The sequence below is a fragment of the Vibrio sp. 5S239 genome (genome assembly GCF_041439575.1).
Classification (GTDB): domain Bacteria; phylum Pseudomonadota; class Gammaproteobacteria; order Enterobacterales; family Vibrionaceae; genus Vibrio; species Vibrio kanaloae.
This window is the reverse complement of the sequence record NZ_JBGOOM010000035.1, coordinates 1-16,163: the sequence shown is the minus strand read 5'-3', so window position 1 is coordinate 16,163 and position 16,163 is coordinate 1. Positions and strand designations below refer to the sequence as shown.

Annotated in this window: 16 protein-coding genes and 1 pseudogene; all 17 read left to right on the top strand. The window is 45.4% G+C overall.

Annotated elements, in window-relative coordinates:
• Positions 1–1,044: a flagellar motor switch protein FliM gene (fliM, locus tag ACED48_RS19500; RefSeq protein WP_017056879.1), complete on the top strand. Its 1,044-nt coding sequence runs from the start codon at positions 1–3 to the stop codon at positions 1,042–1,044.
• 29 nt (positions 1,045–1,073) lie between these two features.
• Entirely contained in the window at positions 1,074–1,484 is a 411-nt protein-coding gene (gene fliN, locus ACED48_RS19495; protein ID WP_017056880.1) for a flagellar motor switch protein FliN, read from the top strand.
• Positions 1,484–1,924 (top strand): flagellar biosynthetic protein FliO, encoded by a 441-nt coding sequence (fliO, locus tag ACED48_RS19490; RefSeq protein WP_017056881.1) that lies wholly within the window; start codon positions 1,484–1,486, stop codon positions 1,922–1,924. Before fliN ends, fliO begins: the two co-directional genes overlap by 1 nt.
• Entirely contained in the window at positions 1,911–2,840 is a 930-nt protein-coding gene (gene fliP, locus ACED48_RS19485) for a flagellar type III secretion system pore protein FliP (RefSeq protein ID WP_029627053.1), read from the top strand. Before fliO ends, fliP begins: the two co-directional genes overlap by 14 nt.
• Positions 2,841–2,852: 12 nt before the next feature.
• Positions 2,853–3,122: a flagellar biosynthesis protein FliQ gene (gene fliQ, locus ACED48_RS19480; RefSeq protein ID WP_017056883.1), complete on the top strand. Its 270-nt coding sequence runs from the start codon at positions 2,853–2,855 to the stop codon at positions 3,120–3,122.
• Positions 3,123–3,127: 5 nt separating this feature from the next.
• Positions 3,128–3,910 (top strand): flagellar biosynthetic protein FliR, encoded by a 783-nt coding sequence (gene fliR, locus ACED48_RS19475; protein WP_017056884.1) that lies wholly within the window; start codon positions 3,128–3,130, stop codon positions 3,908–3,910.
• A gap of 9 nt (positions 3,911–3,919) precedes the next feature.
• Complete coding sequence (gene flhB / locus ACED48_RS19470; RefSeq protein ID WP_017056885.1) at positions 3,920–5,050, top strand: flagellar biosynthesis protein FlhB; 1,131 nt, start codon at positions 3,920–3,922, stop codon at positions 5,048–5,050.
• 242 nt (positions 5,051–5,292) lie between these two features.
• Positions 5,293–7,395: a flagellar biosynthesis protein FlhA gene (gene flhA, locus ACED48_RS19465; RefSeq protein WP_017056886.1), complete on the top strand. Its 2,103-nt coding sequence runs from the start codon at positions 5,293–5,295 to the stop codon at positions 7,393–7,395.
• 27 nt (positions 7,396–7,422) lie between these two features.
• On the top strand, positions 7,423–8,970 hold the full coding sequence (gene flhF, locus ACED48_RS19460; protein WP_017056887.1) for a flagellar biosynthesis protein FlhF: 1,548 nt from the start codon (positions 7,423–7,425) through the stop codon (positions 8,968–8,970).
• A gap of 13 nt (positions 8,971–8,983) precedes the next feature.
• Complete coding sequence (locus ACED48_RS19455; protein ID WP_017056888.1) at positions 8,984–9,871, top strand: MinD/ParA family protein; 888 nt, start codon at positions 8,984–8,986, stop codon at positions 9,869–9,871.
• Positions 9,864–10,598, top strand: a complete 735-nt coding sequence (locus ACED48_RS19450) for an RNA polymerase sigma factor FliA (protein WP_017056889.1) — start codon at positions 9,864–9,866, stop codon at positions 10,596–10,598. The genes ACED48_RS19455 and ACED48_RS19450 overlap by 8 nt, the downstream gene beginning before the upstream one ends.
• Before the next feature lie 42 nt (positions 10,599–10,640).
• Positions 10,641–11,009 (top strand): chemotaxis response regulator CheY, encoded by a 369-nt coding sequence (cheY, locus tag ACED48_RS19445; protein ID WP_008218307.1) that lies wholly within the window; start codon positions 10,641–10,643, stop codon positions 11,007–11,009.
• A 114-nt stretch (positions 11,010–11,123) separates the two neighbouring features.
• Complete coding sequence (locus tag ACED48_RS19440; protein WP_017056890.1) at positions 11,124–11,855, top strand: protein phosphatase CheZ; 732 nt, start codon at positions 11,124–11,126, stop codon at positions 11,853–11,855.
• A 9-nt stretch (positions 11,856–11,864) separates the two neighbouring features.
• A complete protein-coding gene (locus tag ACED48_RS19435; protein ID WP_017056891.1) occupies positions 11,865–14,066 on the top strand; it encodes a chemotaxis protein CheA in 2,202 nt (733 codons plus the stop codon).
• Between the two features lie 13 nt (positions 14,067–14,079).
• Positions 14,080–15,180: a chemotaxis response regulator protein-glutamate methylesterase gene (locus ACED48_RS19430; protein ID WP_017056892.1), complete on the top strand. Its 1,101-nt coding sequence runs from the start codon at positions 14,080–14,082 to the stop codon at positions 15,178–15,180.
• A gap of 10 nt (positions 15,181–15,190) precedes the next feature.
• Complete coding sequence (locus ACED48_RS19425) at positions 15,191–15,973, top strand: ParA family protein (RefSeq protein WP_017056893.1); 783 nt, start codon at positions 15,191–15,193, stop codon at positions 15,971–15,973.
• Positions 15,960–16,163 (top strand): annotated as a pseudogene (locus ACED48_RS19420) (chemotaxis protein CheW); the annotation flags it as partial. The gene ACED48_RS19425 and the pseudogene ACED48_RS19420, both read left to right, overlap by 14 nt.

The following is a 16,163-nucleotide window of genomic DNA, read 5'->3' as shown; positions in this document are numbered from 1 at the left end:
GTGACCGATTTATTAAGCCAAGACGAAATTGATGCGCTATTGCATGGCGTTGATGATGTTGAAGAAGTTGAAGATGTCTTAGAAACCGAGAATGACAGTGCGGTCAATTTCGACTTCTCATCTCAAGATCGAATCGTTCGTGGTCGAATGCCGACCCTTGAACTTATTAACGAGCGTTTCGCACGTCATATGCGGATCAGCTTGTTTAATATGTTGCGAAAAACGGCTGAAGTGTCGATTAACGGCGTACAAATGATGAAGTTTGGTGAATACCAGAACACATTGTATGTACCCACTAGTTTGAATATGGTTCGTTTCCGCCCATTAAAAGGTACAGCACTGATAACGATGGAAGCGCGCCTTGTTTTCATCTTAGTAGAGAACTTTTTTGGTGGTGATGGTCGTTTCCACGCTAAGATTGAAGGTCGTGAATTTACGCCTACCGAAAGGCGAATTATTCAGCTATTACTAAAAATTGTGTTTGAAGATTACAAAGAAGCTTGGTCTCCAGTGATGGGGGTTGAGTTTGAATATTTGGATTCGGAAGTGAACCCAAGTATGGCCAACATTGTGAGCCCGACAGAAGTAATTGTTGTGAGCTCATTTCACATTGAAGTGGATGGCGGTGGTGGTGACTTCCACGTGGTGATGCCTTATTCGATGGTTGAGCCGATTCGTGAATTGCTGGATGCGGGTGTTCAATCAGACAAAATGGAAACCGACGTTCGTTGGAGTTCAGCCCTGCGTGATGAAATTATGGATGTACCGGTCAATTTTCGTGTAAACCTACTAGAGCAAGACATTTCTCTGCGTGACTTAATGGAGTTACGTCCTGGTGATGTTATCCCCATAAATATGCCAGAAAATGCGACTATGTTTGTTGAAGATTTGCCTACGTATCGTGTGAAAATGGGGCGTTCGGGTGAAAAGCTCGCGGTACAGATTTCTGAAAAAATTCAAAGACCGCATGTGGTCAAAACTGATCTCGCATTTTTAGGCAAGGATTTAATGTCTGAGCTAGAAAACGACGATGATAACGAATAGTAAAATAGATAAAAGTATAGGGATTGGTAATGGAACCTAGTGAAGATCAAAAGTTAGCAGATGAATGGGCTGCAGCACTTGGTGAAGACCCTTCTGCACCGTCAATTGATGTTGATGATGTTCTAGCGGCACCACTCGACGAGCTAACCGATTCATCGTCTCCGATTTCTGAAGATGAGCGCCGTAAACTGGATACCATCATGGATATCCCTGTCACCATTTCAATGGAAGTTGGGCGCTCTAAGATCAGCATTCGTAATTTACTTCAATTGAATCAGGGGTCAGTGGTGGAGCTAGAGAGAATTGCTGGCGAGTCTCTAGATGTGATGGTTAACGGAACCTTGATTGCTCACGGTGAAGTGGTTGTGGTGAACGATAAATTTGGTATTCGTTTGACTGACGTTATTAGCCAAACAGAACGAATTAAGAAGCTGCGTTGATGGGCCTTCTTCCTCAAAGGGTGACAGGTTTACCTCGCGGGTTGACAGGTGTCGTTCGTGGGCTGATAGGAGTAGGGCTATTCTCTATTCCTTCCATAGCCTTTGCCGCGGCACCTCCCTCTCTCGATTTAGCGACCACCTTTGGGTCGCTAATTTTCGTTATAGCCTTCATTTTATTTATTGCGTGGCTACTGAAGCGAATGCAAGTTCCGGCGATGTCGAATCAACAAGGTTTGGCGATTGTTAGGCAAATACCTGTCGGCACCAAAGAGCGTATTGCTATTGTTCAAGCCGGTGATGAGCAGTTCTTAGTGGGCATTACCACGCAGTCAATTCAGCTGATCTCTAAGCTCGATAAACCTCTTACTCAGGAGATGCTGGAAAAAAGTACATTTTCAAGTCAGCTTTCCCAGCTAATAAAAAAAGATGCAAACAAGTAACGGATTTTTGGAATCTTCTTACTTTTGCCAAACCGGATCTTTCCGATTGGTGAAAGTGTGCTTGGTTCAGCTCATTTTACTCTGCTCGCTCGTGTTCAGTGTGTCGGTATTTGCACAAGCTGAAGACGAAACTGTGATTCCTGCGAATACCGCTGGCTCAGAGTCGGTCACCATCAGCACGATGGAACAAGATCAAGCCAAATCGCAAACCATGACTACAGGTAGTTTGACGGGGAATGGAGGAGGGATTCCAGCCTTCACCATGACAACCAACGCCAATGGCGGTGAAGATTACTCTATTAACCTGCAAATCCTAGCGTTAATGACCATGCTTGGCTTCTTGCCGGCAATGGTGATTTTGATGACTTCGTTCACTCGTATTGTGGTGGTGATGTCCATCTTGCGTCAGGCGATGGGTCTACAGCAAACGCCTTCAAACCAAGTGATCATTGGTATCGCGATATTTTTGACCTTCTTCATCATGTCACCAGTGATCAATCAGGTTAACGAACAAGCGGTTCAGCCCTATTTGAATGAACAGATATCGGCGCGACAGGCGTTTGATGTTGCCCAAGGCCCAATTAAATCATTCATGCTGAAACAGACTCGAATTAAAGATCTCGAGACTTTTGTTGAGATCTCTGGAGCGGAAGTAACCAATCCTGAAGATGTTTCTATGGCGGTTCTGATTCCAGCATTTATCACATCAGAGCTAAAAACGGCTTTCCAGATCGGTTTTATGTTGTTTTTACCGTTTTTGATCATCGACTTGGTGGTGGCTTCGGTGTTGATGGCGATGGGTATGATGATGTTATCTCCGATGATTGTATCGTTGCCGTTTAAGTTGATGCTGTTTGTCCTGGTTGATGGTTGGAATTTGATACTCTCCACACTCGCCGGCAGTTTTGCCTTGTAGCTGGGGGGAATAATGAATCCTGAAATATTCGTAGAGTTGTTCCGAGACGCACTTTGGATGGTTCTGATCATGGTGTGTGCCATTATTATTCCTAGCCTGTTAATCGGTTTAGTCGTAGCCATTTTCCAAGCTGCGACGTCTATCAACGAACAAACTTTGAGTTTTCTACCACGTTTAATCGTGACCTTACTAGCGTTGATGATGTTTGCTCACTGGATGACTCAGATGATGATGGAGTTCTTTTTTGAACTCATCGAACGCTTGCCTCAAGTATTGTACTAGACCAAATGGAATACCCAACGAGCCTTGTACTAGAGTGGTTAGCCAATTATTTTTGGCCATACACTCGCATCTCAGCCATGCTGATGGTGATGACGGTAACCGGTGCACGCTTTGTGTCGCCGCGTATTCGTCTGTATTTAGGCTTGGCGATTACTTTGGCTGTGATGCCTGCGATTCCAGCGGTCCCCAAAGAGATCGAACTGCTGTCGTTTCAAGGGTTCTTGACGGTCTTTGAGCAAATTGTGATTGGCGTTTCAATGGGGTTTGTTACCCAATTCATGATCCAAACCTTCGTTATGCTCGGCCAAATTCTGGGTATGCAATCAAGCTTGGGTTTCGCTTCTATGGTGGATCCAGCGAACGGTCAAAATACGCCAGTACTTGGTCAACTTTTCATGCTGTTAGCGACCATGTTTTTTTTGGCGACGGATGGGCATTTGAAGATGTTACAGTTGGTCGTGTTCAGTTTTAAAACCTTGCCGATTGGTAGTGGCTCTTTGACTGCTGTGGACTTTAGAGAGCTCGCATTGTGGTTGGGCATCATGTTTAAAACGGCATTAGCGATGTCGTTATCGGGTATTATTGCGCTGCTGACGATTAACCTTTCATTTGGTGTGATGACACGTGCGGCACCTCAGCTAAACATATTTTCTTTGGGTTTTGCATTTGCGCTACTCGTAGGTCTGTTACTTTGTTGGTATATCCTTGGCAGCTTGTATAGCCATTATGAGCTATTCTGGTTGCAAAGTGAGCAACAGATATGTCGTCTAATCAGGTTAGATTGCTAGGAGACTGAAATGGCAGAGTCAGACGGTCAAGAACGCACAGAAGACGCCACGCCCAAACGCTTGCAACAGGCCAAAGAGAAAGGGCAGGTTGCAAGGTCAAAAGAACTGGCATCGGCGTCGGTACTGATAGTTGGTGCGATTGCCTTAATGTGGTTTGGCGAATCGATGGCGAAGGCTTTATTCGAGGCTATGCAACGCTTGTTCTCATTGAGTCGCGACGAGATATTTGACACCAATAAACTCCTTGAAATCGCCGGTGGTGCACTGGTGAACTTGTTGTTTCCGTTATTCTTGATTCTGATAACTTTGTTCGTAGCGGCAGTCATTGGTGCGGCGGGTGTTGGTGGTATTAATTTCTCAATGCAAGCGGCGATGCCAAAAGCGTCTAAGTTAAACCCACTGAGTGGTATCAAGCGTATGTTTGGCCTACAAAGTTGGGTTGAGCTGCTGAAGTCTATTCTGAAGGTGGCACTTGTGTCGGGCATGGCCATCTATCTTATCCAAGCCTCTCAGCATGACTTGATGCAGTTGAGCATGGACGTGTACCCGCAGAATATCTTCCACGCTTTGGATATCTTGCTTAACTTTATTCTCCTAATCAGTTGCTCCTTGCTGATCGTGGTCGCCATTGATATCCCATTTCAGATTTGGCAACACGCCGATCAGTTGAAGATGACTAAGCAAGAAGTGAAAGACGAGTTTAAAGACACCGAGGGTAAACCGGAAGTTAAGGGACGAATTCGCATGTTGCAAAGAGAAGCGGCTCAGCGTCGAATGATGGCAGATGTGCCTCAAGCAGATGTGATTGTCACCAACCCAGAGCACTTTTCGGTGGCTCTGCGCTATAAGCAGAATCAAGATAAGGCACCGATTGTGGTCGCTAAAGGTGTTGATCATATGGCGATGAAAATTCGTGAAATTGCCCGTGAAAATGATATCTATATTGTTCCAGCACCACCTTTGGCGAGGGCGCTTTATCACACCACAGAGCTCGAACAACAAATTCCTGACGGTCTGTTTACAGCGGTAGCACAAATACTTGCCTATGTTTTCCAACTGAAACAGTATCGAAAACGCGGGGGAGAGAGGCCAAAACTGCAAGATTCCAATATGCCGATCCCACCCGATTTACGTCATTAGATCAATTGCTTGAGCTTAGCTTGATGAACCCTGATAATAGGAGGCTGGCTATTACTCTGTTCTAAGAAGTAATGGCGATAATTTGACGTAAGATGTTGGTACAGTGTTTGCTATATCAACTCCGAACATAATAAGCCCGTGTATTATAAACCCGTACATTACAAACCATAGAAACATAGCTTAGACCTGAGCCTCAATCCGCTTGGTGAGATAGCTACAACATAGCGAAACTGTCTAGATTTATGAAATTCTCCCTGCCTTTTGCGGACAAGTTGCCGAAAATTCCTAACCGTGCTATGCCTGCGATTGGAGCACCAGTTATGGTACTTGCAACGCTTGCTATGGTGGTGTTGCCAATTCCTGCTTTCTTGTTGGATATGTTCTTCACCTTCAATATTGCCTTGTCTATGGTTGTGCTACTGGTTTCGGTTTATACCCGTAGGCCGTTAGATTTCGCGGCATTTCCTACCGTTCTTCTGATTGCGACGCTACTTCGATTAGCCTTGAATGTTGCTTCGACACGTGTGGTATTACTCCACGGTCACGAAGGTGGTGACTCCGCTGGTAACGTTATTGAAGCCTTTGGTAACGTCGTTATAGGCGGTAATTATGCGGTTGGTTTAGTGGTGTTTTTGATTCTGATGATCATCAACTTTATGGTTGTCACCAAAGGTGCGGGCCGTATCTCGGAAGTAAGTGCACGTTTCACGCTGGATGCTTTGCCTGGCAAACAAATGGCAATTGATGCCGACTTGAATGCGGGTTTGATCGACCAAGATCAGGCTCGAACCCGACGTTTTGAAGTGACCAAAGAAGCCGACTTCTACGGTTCGATGGACGGTGCGTCTAAGTTTGTTAAAGGCGATGCTATCGCCGGTATCCTAATCTTATTCATCAACATCATAGGTGGCTTGAGCATTGGTATGGCTCAATTCGACCTTGGTTTTGGTGAAGCTATCGAAATCTATACGCTATTGACCATCGGTGATGGTTTGGTTGCACAAATTCCGTCTCTATTACTGTCTATCGCCGCTGCGATGATGGTAACGCGTCAAAATACCGATGAAGATATGGGGCAGCAGCTCGTCTTCCAAATGTTGGATAACCCAAAGGCTTTGATGATCACCGCCGGTATCCTTGGGTTGATGGGTATTGTTCCTGGTATGCCGCACTTTTCTTTCTTAAGCTTGGCTGCTGTGGCGGGTGCTGGTGCCTACTTTATCGATAAAAAGAACAAGGCAAAGGCTGAAGATACAAACCTGCCAGCCACCGTCGATGCTAATGGTGACACACCTTCATCGCAAAAAGAGCTCTCATGGGACGATGTTCAACCCGTCGATATTATCGGCTTAGAAGTGGGTTACCGCCTGATTCCGTTAGTTGATCGAGATCAAGGTGGTGAACTGCTTGAACGGGTAAAAGGAGTGCGTAAGAAGCTGTCCCAAGACTTCGGTTTTTTGATCCCCGCTGTACATATTCGCGATAATCTAGAACTGACGCCAAACAGCTACCGAATCACTCTGATGGGAGTCGCGGTTGGCGAGGCCGAGATTAAACCTGATATGGAATTGGCGATTAACCCTGGCCAAGTCTATGGAATGATCGAAGGTGAGCCGACCATTGACCCTGCATTTGGTCTCGAGGCCGTGTGGATTCGCGAAGAGCAGCGCGAGCACGCGCAAGCTTTGGGCTACACGGTTGTGGACTCCTCAACTGTACTGGCGACACACCTTAGTCAACTGTTGACCAATAATGCTTCGCAGTTAATTGGGCATGAAGAAGTTCAGAATCTACTGGAAATGCTTGGTCGTTCAACGCCTAAGCTGATCGAAGGTTTTGTACCGGATCAACTGCCGCTTGGCGTGGTTGTGAAAGTGCTTCAAAACCTACTAAATGAAGCCATTCCAATTCGTGATATTCGAACGATAGTCCAAACTTTGTCAGAGTACTCCGGTAAGAGTCAAGAACCTGACATACTTACAGCGGCTGCTCGTATCTCTTTGAAAAGGCTAATTGTCCAAGAAATCAATGGTATAGAGACAGAATTACCGGTAATAACCTTAATACCAGAATTGGAACAGATCTTGCACCAAACCATGCAAGCATCTGGCGGAGAATCTGCAGGTATTGAGCCTGGTTTAGCGGAGCGCTTACAGACCTCTCTTAGTCATGCTACACAAGAGCAAGAGTTGAAAGGGGAGCCAGCGGTGTTATTGACCTCTGGTGTATTGCGTTCCACTCTCGCTAAGTTTGTGAAAAACACGATCCCAAGCTTGAGAGTGTTATCTTACCAAGAAATACCGGACGAAAAGCAGATACGTATAGTACAAGCTGTTGGTAATTAAGCCGCCTAATTAGAACGGACGATCGAATTGAAAATTAAACGATTTTTTGCAAAAGATATGCGAACAGCTCTGCTCCAAGTTAAAGAAGAACTTGGAGCAGAAGCTGTCATCATGTCTAACAAAAAGGTCGCAGGTGGCGTGGAAATTGTTGCCGCTATCGATGGTGAATCAAGCCAGTCGACAGCGAGCCCAAGAATCAATAAACCTCAGAAACCGGCGCAAAGTCAGTACACGCAAATGGCAGCGCCCGCGGTGTCAACTGGTTCTCGTCAATTAGATGAAGATAAGGTGAACCTGCAATCGAATGCTGAAGGTGGACGTTCAATGACTAAGCGCTTTGCGAATATGCTTAAGCAATACAGTCATGGGGCCGATGATGAGCCACAACACCGAGCAGAAAATGAAGATTCATTGTCTGCGTTGCTGAATCGTCAATCAGGCAGTAGCCATCACACTAATAGTCATCAAGATTCTAATCGCCATCAAGGTTCTAATAGTCACCAGCAGCCGCGCAGTAATGTAGATTCAGCATTTGCTCGTGAAACGGGTTTATCCAAACTGATTGCTGAAGATCGCAGAGTCGATCGCCCAGCTCCTCGTCTCGACCCTACGCGTTATGATCGTGGCCGTGAAAGTGCTCCATCCAAAGGCTCTGATACTGAAATGGAAACGATGCGCGACGAGATGACTTCAATTCGTCGTTTACTCGAGCATCAAGTATCTGGCCTGATGTGGCAAGAGGTTGAACGCCGAGAGCCTTTAAGAGCCATGTTGATCAAGCGCCTTGAAAGAATGGGTGTTTCAGCAGAACTGGCTGATCAAATGGCGTGCTATATCCCAGAAGACACCAAGCCAGCTCGAGCGTGGAAGGCATTGCTTGCGTTGGTTGCAGACCAAATCTCAGTCACACAAAAAGATATTCTAAAACGTGGCGGTATTGTGGCCTTATTGGGCCCAACAGGAGTAGGCAAAACCACCACCGTTGCTAAGCTAGCGGCACGCGCAGCCATGGAGTATGGCGCCGACAACGTCGCATTAGTGACAACTGACACGTATCGTATAGGTGCGCACGAGCAGTTATCTATTTATGGTCGAATTATGGGTTGCCCGGTAAGAGTTGCTAAAGATTCTAGCGAATTGGCCGATGTAATATATCAGTTACGTAATCGTCGCCTAATTCTGGTCGATACTGCAGGTATGGGGCAGCGAGATGTTCGCCTATCTGAGCAGTTAGACACATTGATGCAAGAGAGTGGTTCCGTTATCAATAGTTACCTTGTGTTGCCCGCAACCGCGCAACGTAAAGTGCTACAAGAAACAATTGAACACTTTAGAAGAATCCCATTGTCGGGATGCATCATGACTAAGCTTGATGAGTCCCTCAGTTTAGGTGAATTCATCAGTGTAGTTATACAAAATGCATTACCAGTTGCTTACATAGCAAATGGTCAACGAGTTCCTGAAGATATCGTCATAGCTCAGCCAAAGTACATGATGGCTAAGGCCAATGAGCTATTAGAGAAATCTACAGAGAATGAACCTCATTACTGGAATAGCGATTCTGAAGGGCTCTAGGCGGCGGATAAATATGAATGAAAATATGATACATGATCAAGCTAGCGGCCTCCGTCGCTTAACTAAGCCTTCACTTACCAAAGTTATCGCTGTAACGGGTGGTAAGGGTGGGGTCGGTAAATCTAATGTGACGTTAGGTATGGCTATTTGCATGGCACGCCAAGGCAAAAAAGTCATGGTGCTGGACGCCGACTTAGGACTCGCTAACGTTGATATTATGTTAGGTATTCGTTCTAAACGAAACCTTGGCCATGTGTTGGCTGGTGAGTGTGAGTTAAAAGATGCGATTGTCGAAGGGCCGCACGGAATTAAAATAATTCCAGCGACTTCAGGTACACAAAGCATGACTGAACTTTCACATGCTCAGCACGCAGGTTTGATTCGCGCCTTTGGTTCGCTTGAAGATGAGATGGATATCTTATTAGTCGACACCGCTGCGGGTATATCAGACATGGTGATCAGCTTCTCAAGAGCGGCGCAGGATGTTGTTGTCGTCGTTTGTGATGAACCTACCTCGATTACTGATGCATATGCCTTAATCAAATTGTTGAGTAGAGAACATCAAGTTCAGCGATTCAAAGTTGTTGCAAATATGGTCAGAAGCTACCGTGAAGGCCGAGAATTATTTGCAAAGTTGACTTTGGTCACAGAGCGTTTCTTGAATGTGAGCCTCGAACTCGTAGCATGTATTCCTTTAGATGATAAAGTACGTCAATCAGTTAAGAGACAGAAAATCGTAGTTGATGCGTTTCCTCGCTCTCCTGCGGCATTGGCTATCAGCTCATTGGCGAGTAAAGCATTGACCTGGCCAATACCAAAAACACCAAGCGGACACTTGGAATTTTTTGTTGAAAGGCTACTGAACCGTACTGAATTTATAGAGGAACCATTTGGTGAATAAAGCGCTTACTTACGACCAACATGCTAATCATAATAGCCAGCAGGCTTTTTTTGAGAAGTACTCTGTGTTGGTAAAACGTATCGCTCATCATTTGTTGGGGCGATTACCGCCTAATGTATTGGTTGATGACTTGATTCAAGCTGGCATGATTGGTTTGATTGAAGCACAACAAAATTATGATGGTACCAAAGGCGCAAGTTTTGAGACGTATGCAGGTATTCGAATTCGTGGGGCGATGTTGGATGATATTCGCCGCGGGGATTGGGTGCCGAGATCGGTTCATAGAAATAATCGAGAAATCAGCAGTGCAATTGCGGATTTAGAGGGTACACTCAACCGCGATCCAAGTGATGCCGAAGTAGCAAAACACATGGGACTCACTTTAGAGCAGTATCATAGTGCTTTAACTGATATTAATTGCTCAAGATTGGTTGGGATCGAAGATTTGGGGGTCTCAGATGATGTAATATCTCCGAATGAAGACTCTCAAGATAACACACCTTTTCAAGGGGTTGCTGATGAGTCATTCCGCCAAGCTTTGATCGATTCAATAAAACAGCTTCCAGAAAGAGAAGGCCTTGTGCTTTCGCTTTATTACGACGAAGAACTCAATTTAAAAGAGATAGGGGAAGTACTAGGTGTCAGCGAATCTCGCGTCAGCCAAATACTGAGCCAATCTATGCAGCGTTTACGCACTAAGTTAAGTGCTTGGACACAGAACGACTAACAACACTGATTTTATTCAGTGGAGGCTAATTTGAACAAAAACATGAAAATTCTCATTGTTGATGACTTTTCAACGATGCGCCGAATTGTCAAAAACCTACTTCGTGATTTAGGTTTCAACAACACACAAGAAGCAGATGATGGCTTGACCGCGTTACCTATGCTGAAAAAAGGCGAATTTGATTTCGTGGTAACTGACTGGAATATGCCAGGCATGCAAGGTATCGACCTGCTAAAACACATTCGCGCAGACGCAGAACTTAAGCACCTACCAGTACTTATGATCACAGCAGAAGCGAAGCGTGAACAGATCATAGAAGCAGCGCAAGCCGGTGTTAATGGTTACATTGTGAAGCCTTTTACTGCTGCAACGCTGAAAGAGAAACTTGATAAGATTTTTGAGCGCTTATAAGCATTGACAATATAACCTGTTTTAGGCGCTTCTAGAGATGCATTAACTTTTTAGTTTCCCGTTTATCTCTACAGCTGAAGCGTAACAAATATGCGGAGTAAGGCTGAACTCAGGATGATTTCATTAGAACAAGCAAAAAAATTAGTAGACCTGCTTGAAAACGATGAGCAGCAAAGTGCTGATTCTCTTGTCAGAAGTATTTATGAAGACAATTTTAGTCTTCAAGACAATCCAATGCTTCAAGAAATAGGTAGTCTGACACGCGACCTCCATGACTCTTTGACACAATTCAACTTTGACGAGCGCATTAGCGTTATCGCAAATGATGAAATCCCTGACGCTAGGGATCGCCTTCAGTATGTCATTGATAAAACGGAAGTTGCGGCAAATAAAACGATGGACGCTGTCGATCGCTGTATGCCAATTGCAGATAACCTACACGAGTGTTTACTTCAAGTAAGGCCTCAATGGAATGAACTGATGCATGGCCGCATTGAGCTAGCACAATTTAAAGCTTTATGTCACCGCATTGATGGATTACTTGTCCAAGTAGAAGGCGACAGTACTGAACTACGTGGACAACTGACTGAAATCTTGATGGCTCAGGATTTCCAAGATTTAACTGGGCAGATTATTAGCAAAGTTATTACCTTGGTAAATGAGGTTGAAGGGCGTTTGGTAGAGATTCTCACCGTATTCGGAGCTAATCAAATAGAGCCAACTCCTGAGTCAGAGAAGAAAGTATCTATTGCGCCTGAAGGTCCAATTATGAACCCAGAAGAGCGAAAAGACGCTGTTGCATCTCAAGATGAAGTCGACGATTTGTTATCCAGTCTTGGATTTTAAAGGTAACGTATGAGCTACGATTTAGACGAAGATATTCTTCAGGACTTTTTAGTCGAAGCAGGAGAGATCCTTGAACTCCTATCAGAACAACTGGTAGAGCTTGAGAATAATCCTGAAGACAAAGACCTATTAAATGCTATTTTCCGTGGTTTCCATACAGTAAAAGGTGGTGCTGGTTTCCTAGCATTGACTGAGCTGGTGGATACTTGTCATGGTGCTGAGAATGTATTCGACATTCTAAGAAACGGCCAACGCAGCGTAACCTCTGGTTTGATGGATACGATGTTGCAGGCTCTAGATACAATAAATGTACAGTTTCGCGCCGTGCAAGATCAGGAACCTTTAGTGCCAGCCGACCAATCTTTATTGGATGAACTTCACCGTCTCTGTAAACCAGAGTCTGCGGATGAAGTGGCACCAGTAGAAGCGCCTGCACCTATTATCCCTGAACCTGTTGTTGCAGCGCCTGAGCCTGTTATTGCTCCGGAACCTACTGCTGAAAGCTCAAACATCAATGCATCTTCAGTCGATGATATCTCTGAAGATGAGTTTGAACGCTTGCTTGATGAACTTCACGGTAAAGGTGGTTCACCAACAGCGGCTTCTGCATCAACGCCGCCGCCAGCACCAGCAGCACCTCAACCTGTTGCTGACAGTAGTGATATTACTGATGACGAATTTGAAAAGTTGTTAGATGAACTGCACGGCGCGGGTAAGAGCCCAACAGCAACAAATTCAACAGCGCCACCGCCAACACCTCATACAGCACCAGCGTCGGCGATGTCTGAAGGCGATGATCTGATGACCGACGAAGAGTTCGAGAAGTTACTGGATCAGTTACACGGTTCAGGTAATGGACCAACTATTGAAGAGCTGGATGCGGCAACTAAGCCGGCAGCAGTGAAGCCAGAGCAAGTTGAGCCACAAGCTGCACCTAAACCGCAGTCTGAAGCGCCAGTTGTTGTTAAAGAAGAGCCTAAACCGAGTACACCGGTAAAAGCCGAAGTTAAAGCGCCAGCGAAGAAGCAACAAGCTGAAGCAACAGTTCGTGTTGATACATCAACACTTGATACCATTATGAATATGGTGGGTGAGTTAGTATTGGTTCGTAACCGACTTGTCAGTTTAGGGCTAAACAGCAACGACGAAGAAATGTCGAAAGCTGTCTCTAACTTAGATGTTGTTACCGCAGACCTACAAGGCGCGGTAATGAAGACTCGTATGCAGCCGATCAAAAAAGTATTTGGTCGCTTCCCACGAGTTGTCCGGGACCTTGCTCGTAGCTTGAAGAAAGACATCGTTCTTGAAATGCGTGGCGAAGAAACCGACCTTGATAAAAACTTAGTAGAAGCACTTGCTGATCCCCTGATTCACTTGGTGAGAAACTCTGTCGACCATGGTATTGAAATGCCGGACGACCGTGTTGCTGCAGGCAAATCTAGAACGGGTAAAGTGATTCTGTCTGCCTCTCAAGAAGGTGATCACATTGAGCTGGCTATCGTTGATGACGGTGGCGGTATGGACCCTGATAAGCTTCGTGCTATCGCGGTTAAACGTGGCCTGATGGATGAAGATGCAGCATCTCGTTTATCTAATAAAGAGTGCTTCAATTTGATTTTTGCACCTGGCTTCTCAAGCAAAGAGCAGATCTCGGATATATCTGGCCGTGGCGTGGGTATGGACGTTGTTAAAACAGCGATCAACACACTGAATGGCTCAATTGACATCGACTCAGAAATGGGCAAAGGCACCAAGATCACGATCAAGGTTCCATTGACGCTAGCGATTCTACCAACCTTGATGGTCGGTGTAGCAAGTCACCCATTTGCATTGCCATTAGCTTCTGTAAACGAGATCTTCCACTTAGATTTAAGCCGTACAAATGTGGTTGATGGTCAACTGACTATTATCGTTCGCGATAAGTCTATTCCGTTGTTCTATTTACAAAATTGGCTTACACCTAAAGCGGGAATTGTTGAACAGCGTAATGGCCATGGCCATGTTGTGATTGTGCAGCTTGGTAGTCAACGTGTTGGTTTTGTTGTCGATACGCTTATCGGTCAAGAAGAAGTTGTTATTAAGCCACTTGATAAACTACTGCAGGGCACGCCAGGAATGGCGGGCGCAACAATTACAAGTGACGGACACATTGCATTGATTTTAGATGTGCCTGACTTGTTGAAGCAGTACGCAGCTGCATCAAGAATTTAATTTAAGGATAAATATGGCGATTAAAGTATTAGTCGTTGATGATTCGAGCTTTTTTCGTCGTCGCGTTAGCGAAATCATTAACTCAGAGGCTCGTCTCGAAGTCATCGATGTAGCGGTAAATGGTAAAGAAGCGGTTGAGAAAACCAAGCAACTGAAGCCTGACGTGATTACGATGGACATTGAGATGCCTGTTATGGATGGTATTACAGCCGTTCGTGAGATTATGGCAGCTTCACCCACGCCAATTTTAATGTTCTCATCGTTAACGCATGACGGTGCAAGAGCCACATTAGATGCTTTAGATGCCGGAGCTCTCGACTTCCTACCTAAGAAGTTCGAAGATATTGCGCGTAATCGTGATGATGCTGTAGCTTTGCTTCAGCAACGTGTGATTCAAATTGCCGCTAAGCGTGCATTCATGCGCCGTGTACCTGTTGCTCCTCGAGCAACAGCGACGGCACCTTCATCACTGCGTCAAACAACTTCAACAGCCAAGCCTGCTGTTGTATCGACAGCAAAATTTAGAGCTTCGGGTAAGAAATACCAGTTAACTGCAATTGGTACTTCGACTGGCGGCCCTGTTGCACTACAGAAGATTTTGACTCGCATTCCTGCTCATTATCCACATCCGATCGTGTTAGTTCAGCACATGCCAGCAACCTTTACCGCTGCATTTGCAAGCCGACTGAATACCTTGTGTAAGATTGAAGTTCGTGAAGCACAAGATGGAGATGTATTGAAACCTGGAGTGGCTTACCTTGCTCCCGGCGGTAAACAGATGATGGTTGATGGTCGTGCAGGGTCTGCTCGTTTGAGAATTATCGATGGCGGCGATCGAATGAACTACAAGCCTTGTGTAGATGTCACATTCGGCTCTGCTGCGAAGATTTACGGTGACAAAGTCTTGTCTATGATACTGACCGGTATGGGAGCTGATGGTCGAGAAGGTTCGCGTATGTTAAAAACAGCGGGCTCGACGGTTTGGGCGCAAGATGAAGATAGTTGTGTTGTATATGGTATGCCTCAAGCTGTAGCAAAAGCTGGCATTTCTACTGAAGACCTACCTCTAGACCGCATCGCGGAAAGGATCTTGGTTGAAGTTGGGTTAGCTTAGGTAAATCGAAATGATTGTTTGGAGTGTTGCAAACCAAAAAGGTGGTGTTGGTAAAACGACCACGACCGTGACTCTAGCAGGCTTACTTGCCTTAAAGGGGAACCGTGTGTTGTTGGTTGATACTGACCCACATGCATCACTGACCACCTATCTGGGTTACGACTCAGATACGGTGGAATCGAGCCTGTTTGACCTGTTCCAGTTGCGTGAGTTTAACGCACAAACGGTAAGACCTTTGCTTTTACAAACGGAAGTTGAAGGTATCGATATTATTCCTGCGCACATGTCTTTGGCTACATTAGACCGTGTAATGGGAAATCGAAGCGGCATGGGGTTGATCTTGAAGCGTGCTTTAGCCGCTTTGAAAGACGACTATGACTATGTGTTGATCGATTGCCCGCCAATTCTTGGTGTGATGATGGTGAATGCATTGGCTGCTAGTGATCGTATATTGATTCCGGTGCAGACTGAGTTTTTGGCGATGAAGGGCTTAGAGCGCATGATCCGTACTTTGACTATCATGCAAAAGTCTCGCAAAACCCCGTTTAAGGTGACAATTGTCCCGACGATGTACGACAAGCGAACTAAGGCTTCATTGCAAACATTAACGCAACTCAAAGATGACTATCCGAACCAAGTTTGGACGTCAGCTGTGCCGATTGATACTAAATTTCGAGATGCAAGCCTAAAGCGCTTACCAGCATCTCACTTTGCATCGGGTAGCCGTGGTGTATTTGCTTACAAACAGCTGCTTATTTATCTCGAGAGGTTGGCGATAAATGAGCGCGAATAAAGAATTAACAATGGCGCCCCCAAGTCTATCGAGTGAACAAGCGCTAGACGACTATTTTACTGCGCTATTAGGTGATGAGAGTTTTGAATCTGATGATTTTTTTGTTGACGAATCTAGCGACGAATCACAATCTGAAGAGCCAGAGCCAGAGCCAGAGCCAGAGCCAGAGCCAGAGCCAGAGCCAGAGCCA

What these genes read in the sequence shown, in the direction of transcription:
- fliN (WP_017056880.1), top strand. Translation starts at nt 1,074, where the DNA reads ATGGAACCTAGTGAAGATCAAAAGTTAGCAGATGAATGGGCTGCAGCA.
- fliO (WP_017056881.1), top strand. Translation starts at nt 1,484, where the DNA reads ATGGGCCTTCTTCCTCAAAGGGTGACAGGTTTACCTCGCGGGTTGACA.
- fliP (WP_029627053.1), top strand. Translation starts at nt 1,911, where the DNA reads ATGCAAACAAGTAACGGATTTTTGGAATCTTCTTACTTTTGCCAAACC.
- fliQ (WP_017056883.1), top strand. Translation starts at nt 2,853, where the DNA reads ATGAATCCTGAAATATTCGTAGAGTTGTTCCGAGACGCACTTTGGATG.
- fliR (WP_017056884.1), top strand. Translation starts at nt 3,128, where the DNA reads ATGGAATACCCAACGAGCCTTGTACTAGAGTGGTTAGCCAATTATTTT.
- flhB (WP_017056885.1), top strand. Translation starts at nt 3,920, where the DNA reads ATGGCAGAGTCAGACGGTCAAGAACGCACAGAAGACGCCACGCCCAAA.
- flhA (WP_017056886.1), top strand. Translation starts at nt 5,293, where the DNA reads ATGAAATTCTCCCTGCCTTTTGCGGACAAGTTGCCGAAAATTCCTAAC.
- ACED48_RS19455 (WP_017056888.1), top strand. Translation starts at nt 8,984, where the DNA reads ATGAATGAAAATATGATACATGATCAAGCTAGCGGCCTCCGTCGCTTA.
- cheY (WP_008218307.1), top strand. Translation starts at nt 10,641, where the DNA reads ATGAAAATTCTCATTGTTGATGACTTTTCAACGATGCGCCGAATTGTC.
- ACED48_RS19440 (WP_017056890.1), top strand. Translation starts at nt 11,124, where the DNA reads ATGATTTCATTAGAACAAGCAAAAAAATTAGTAGACCTGCTTGAAAAC.
- ACED48_RS19435 (WP_017056891.1), top strand. Translation starts at nt 11,865, where the DNA reads ATGAGCTACGATTTAGACGAAGATATTCTTCAGGACTTTTTAGTCGAA.
- ACED48_RS19430 (WP_017056892.1), top strand. Translation starts at nt 14,080, where the DNA reads ATGGCGATTAAAGTATTAGTCGTTGATGATTCGAGCTTTTTTCGTCGT.
- ACED48_RS19425 (WP_017056893.1), top strand. Translation starts at nt 15,191, where the DNA reads ATGATTGTTTGGAGTGTTGCAAACCAAAAAGGTGGTGTTGGTAAAACG.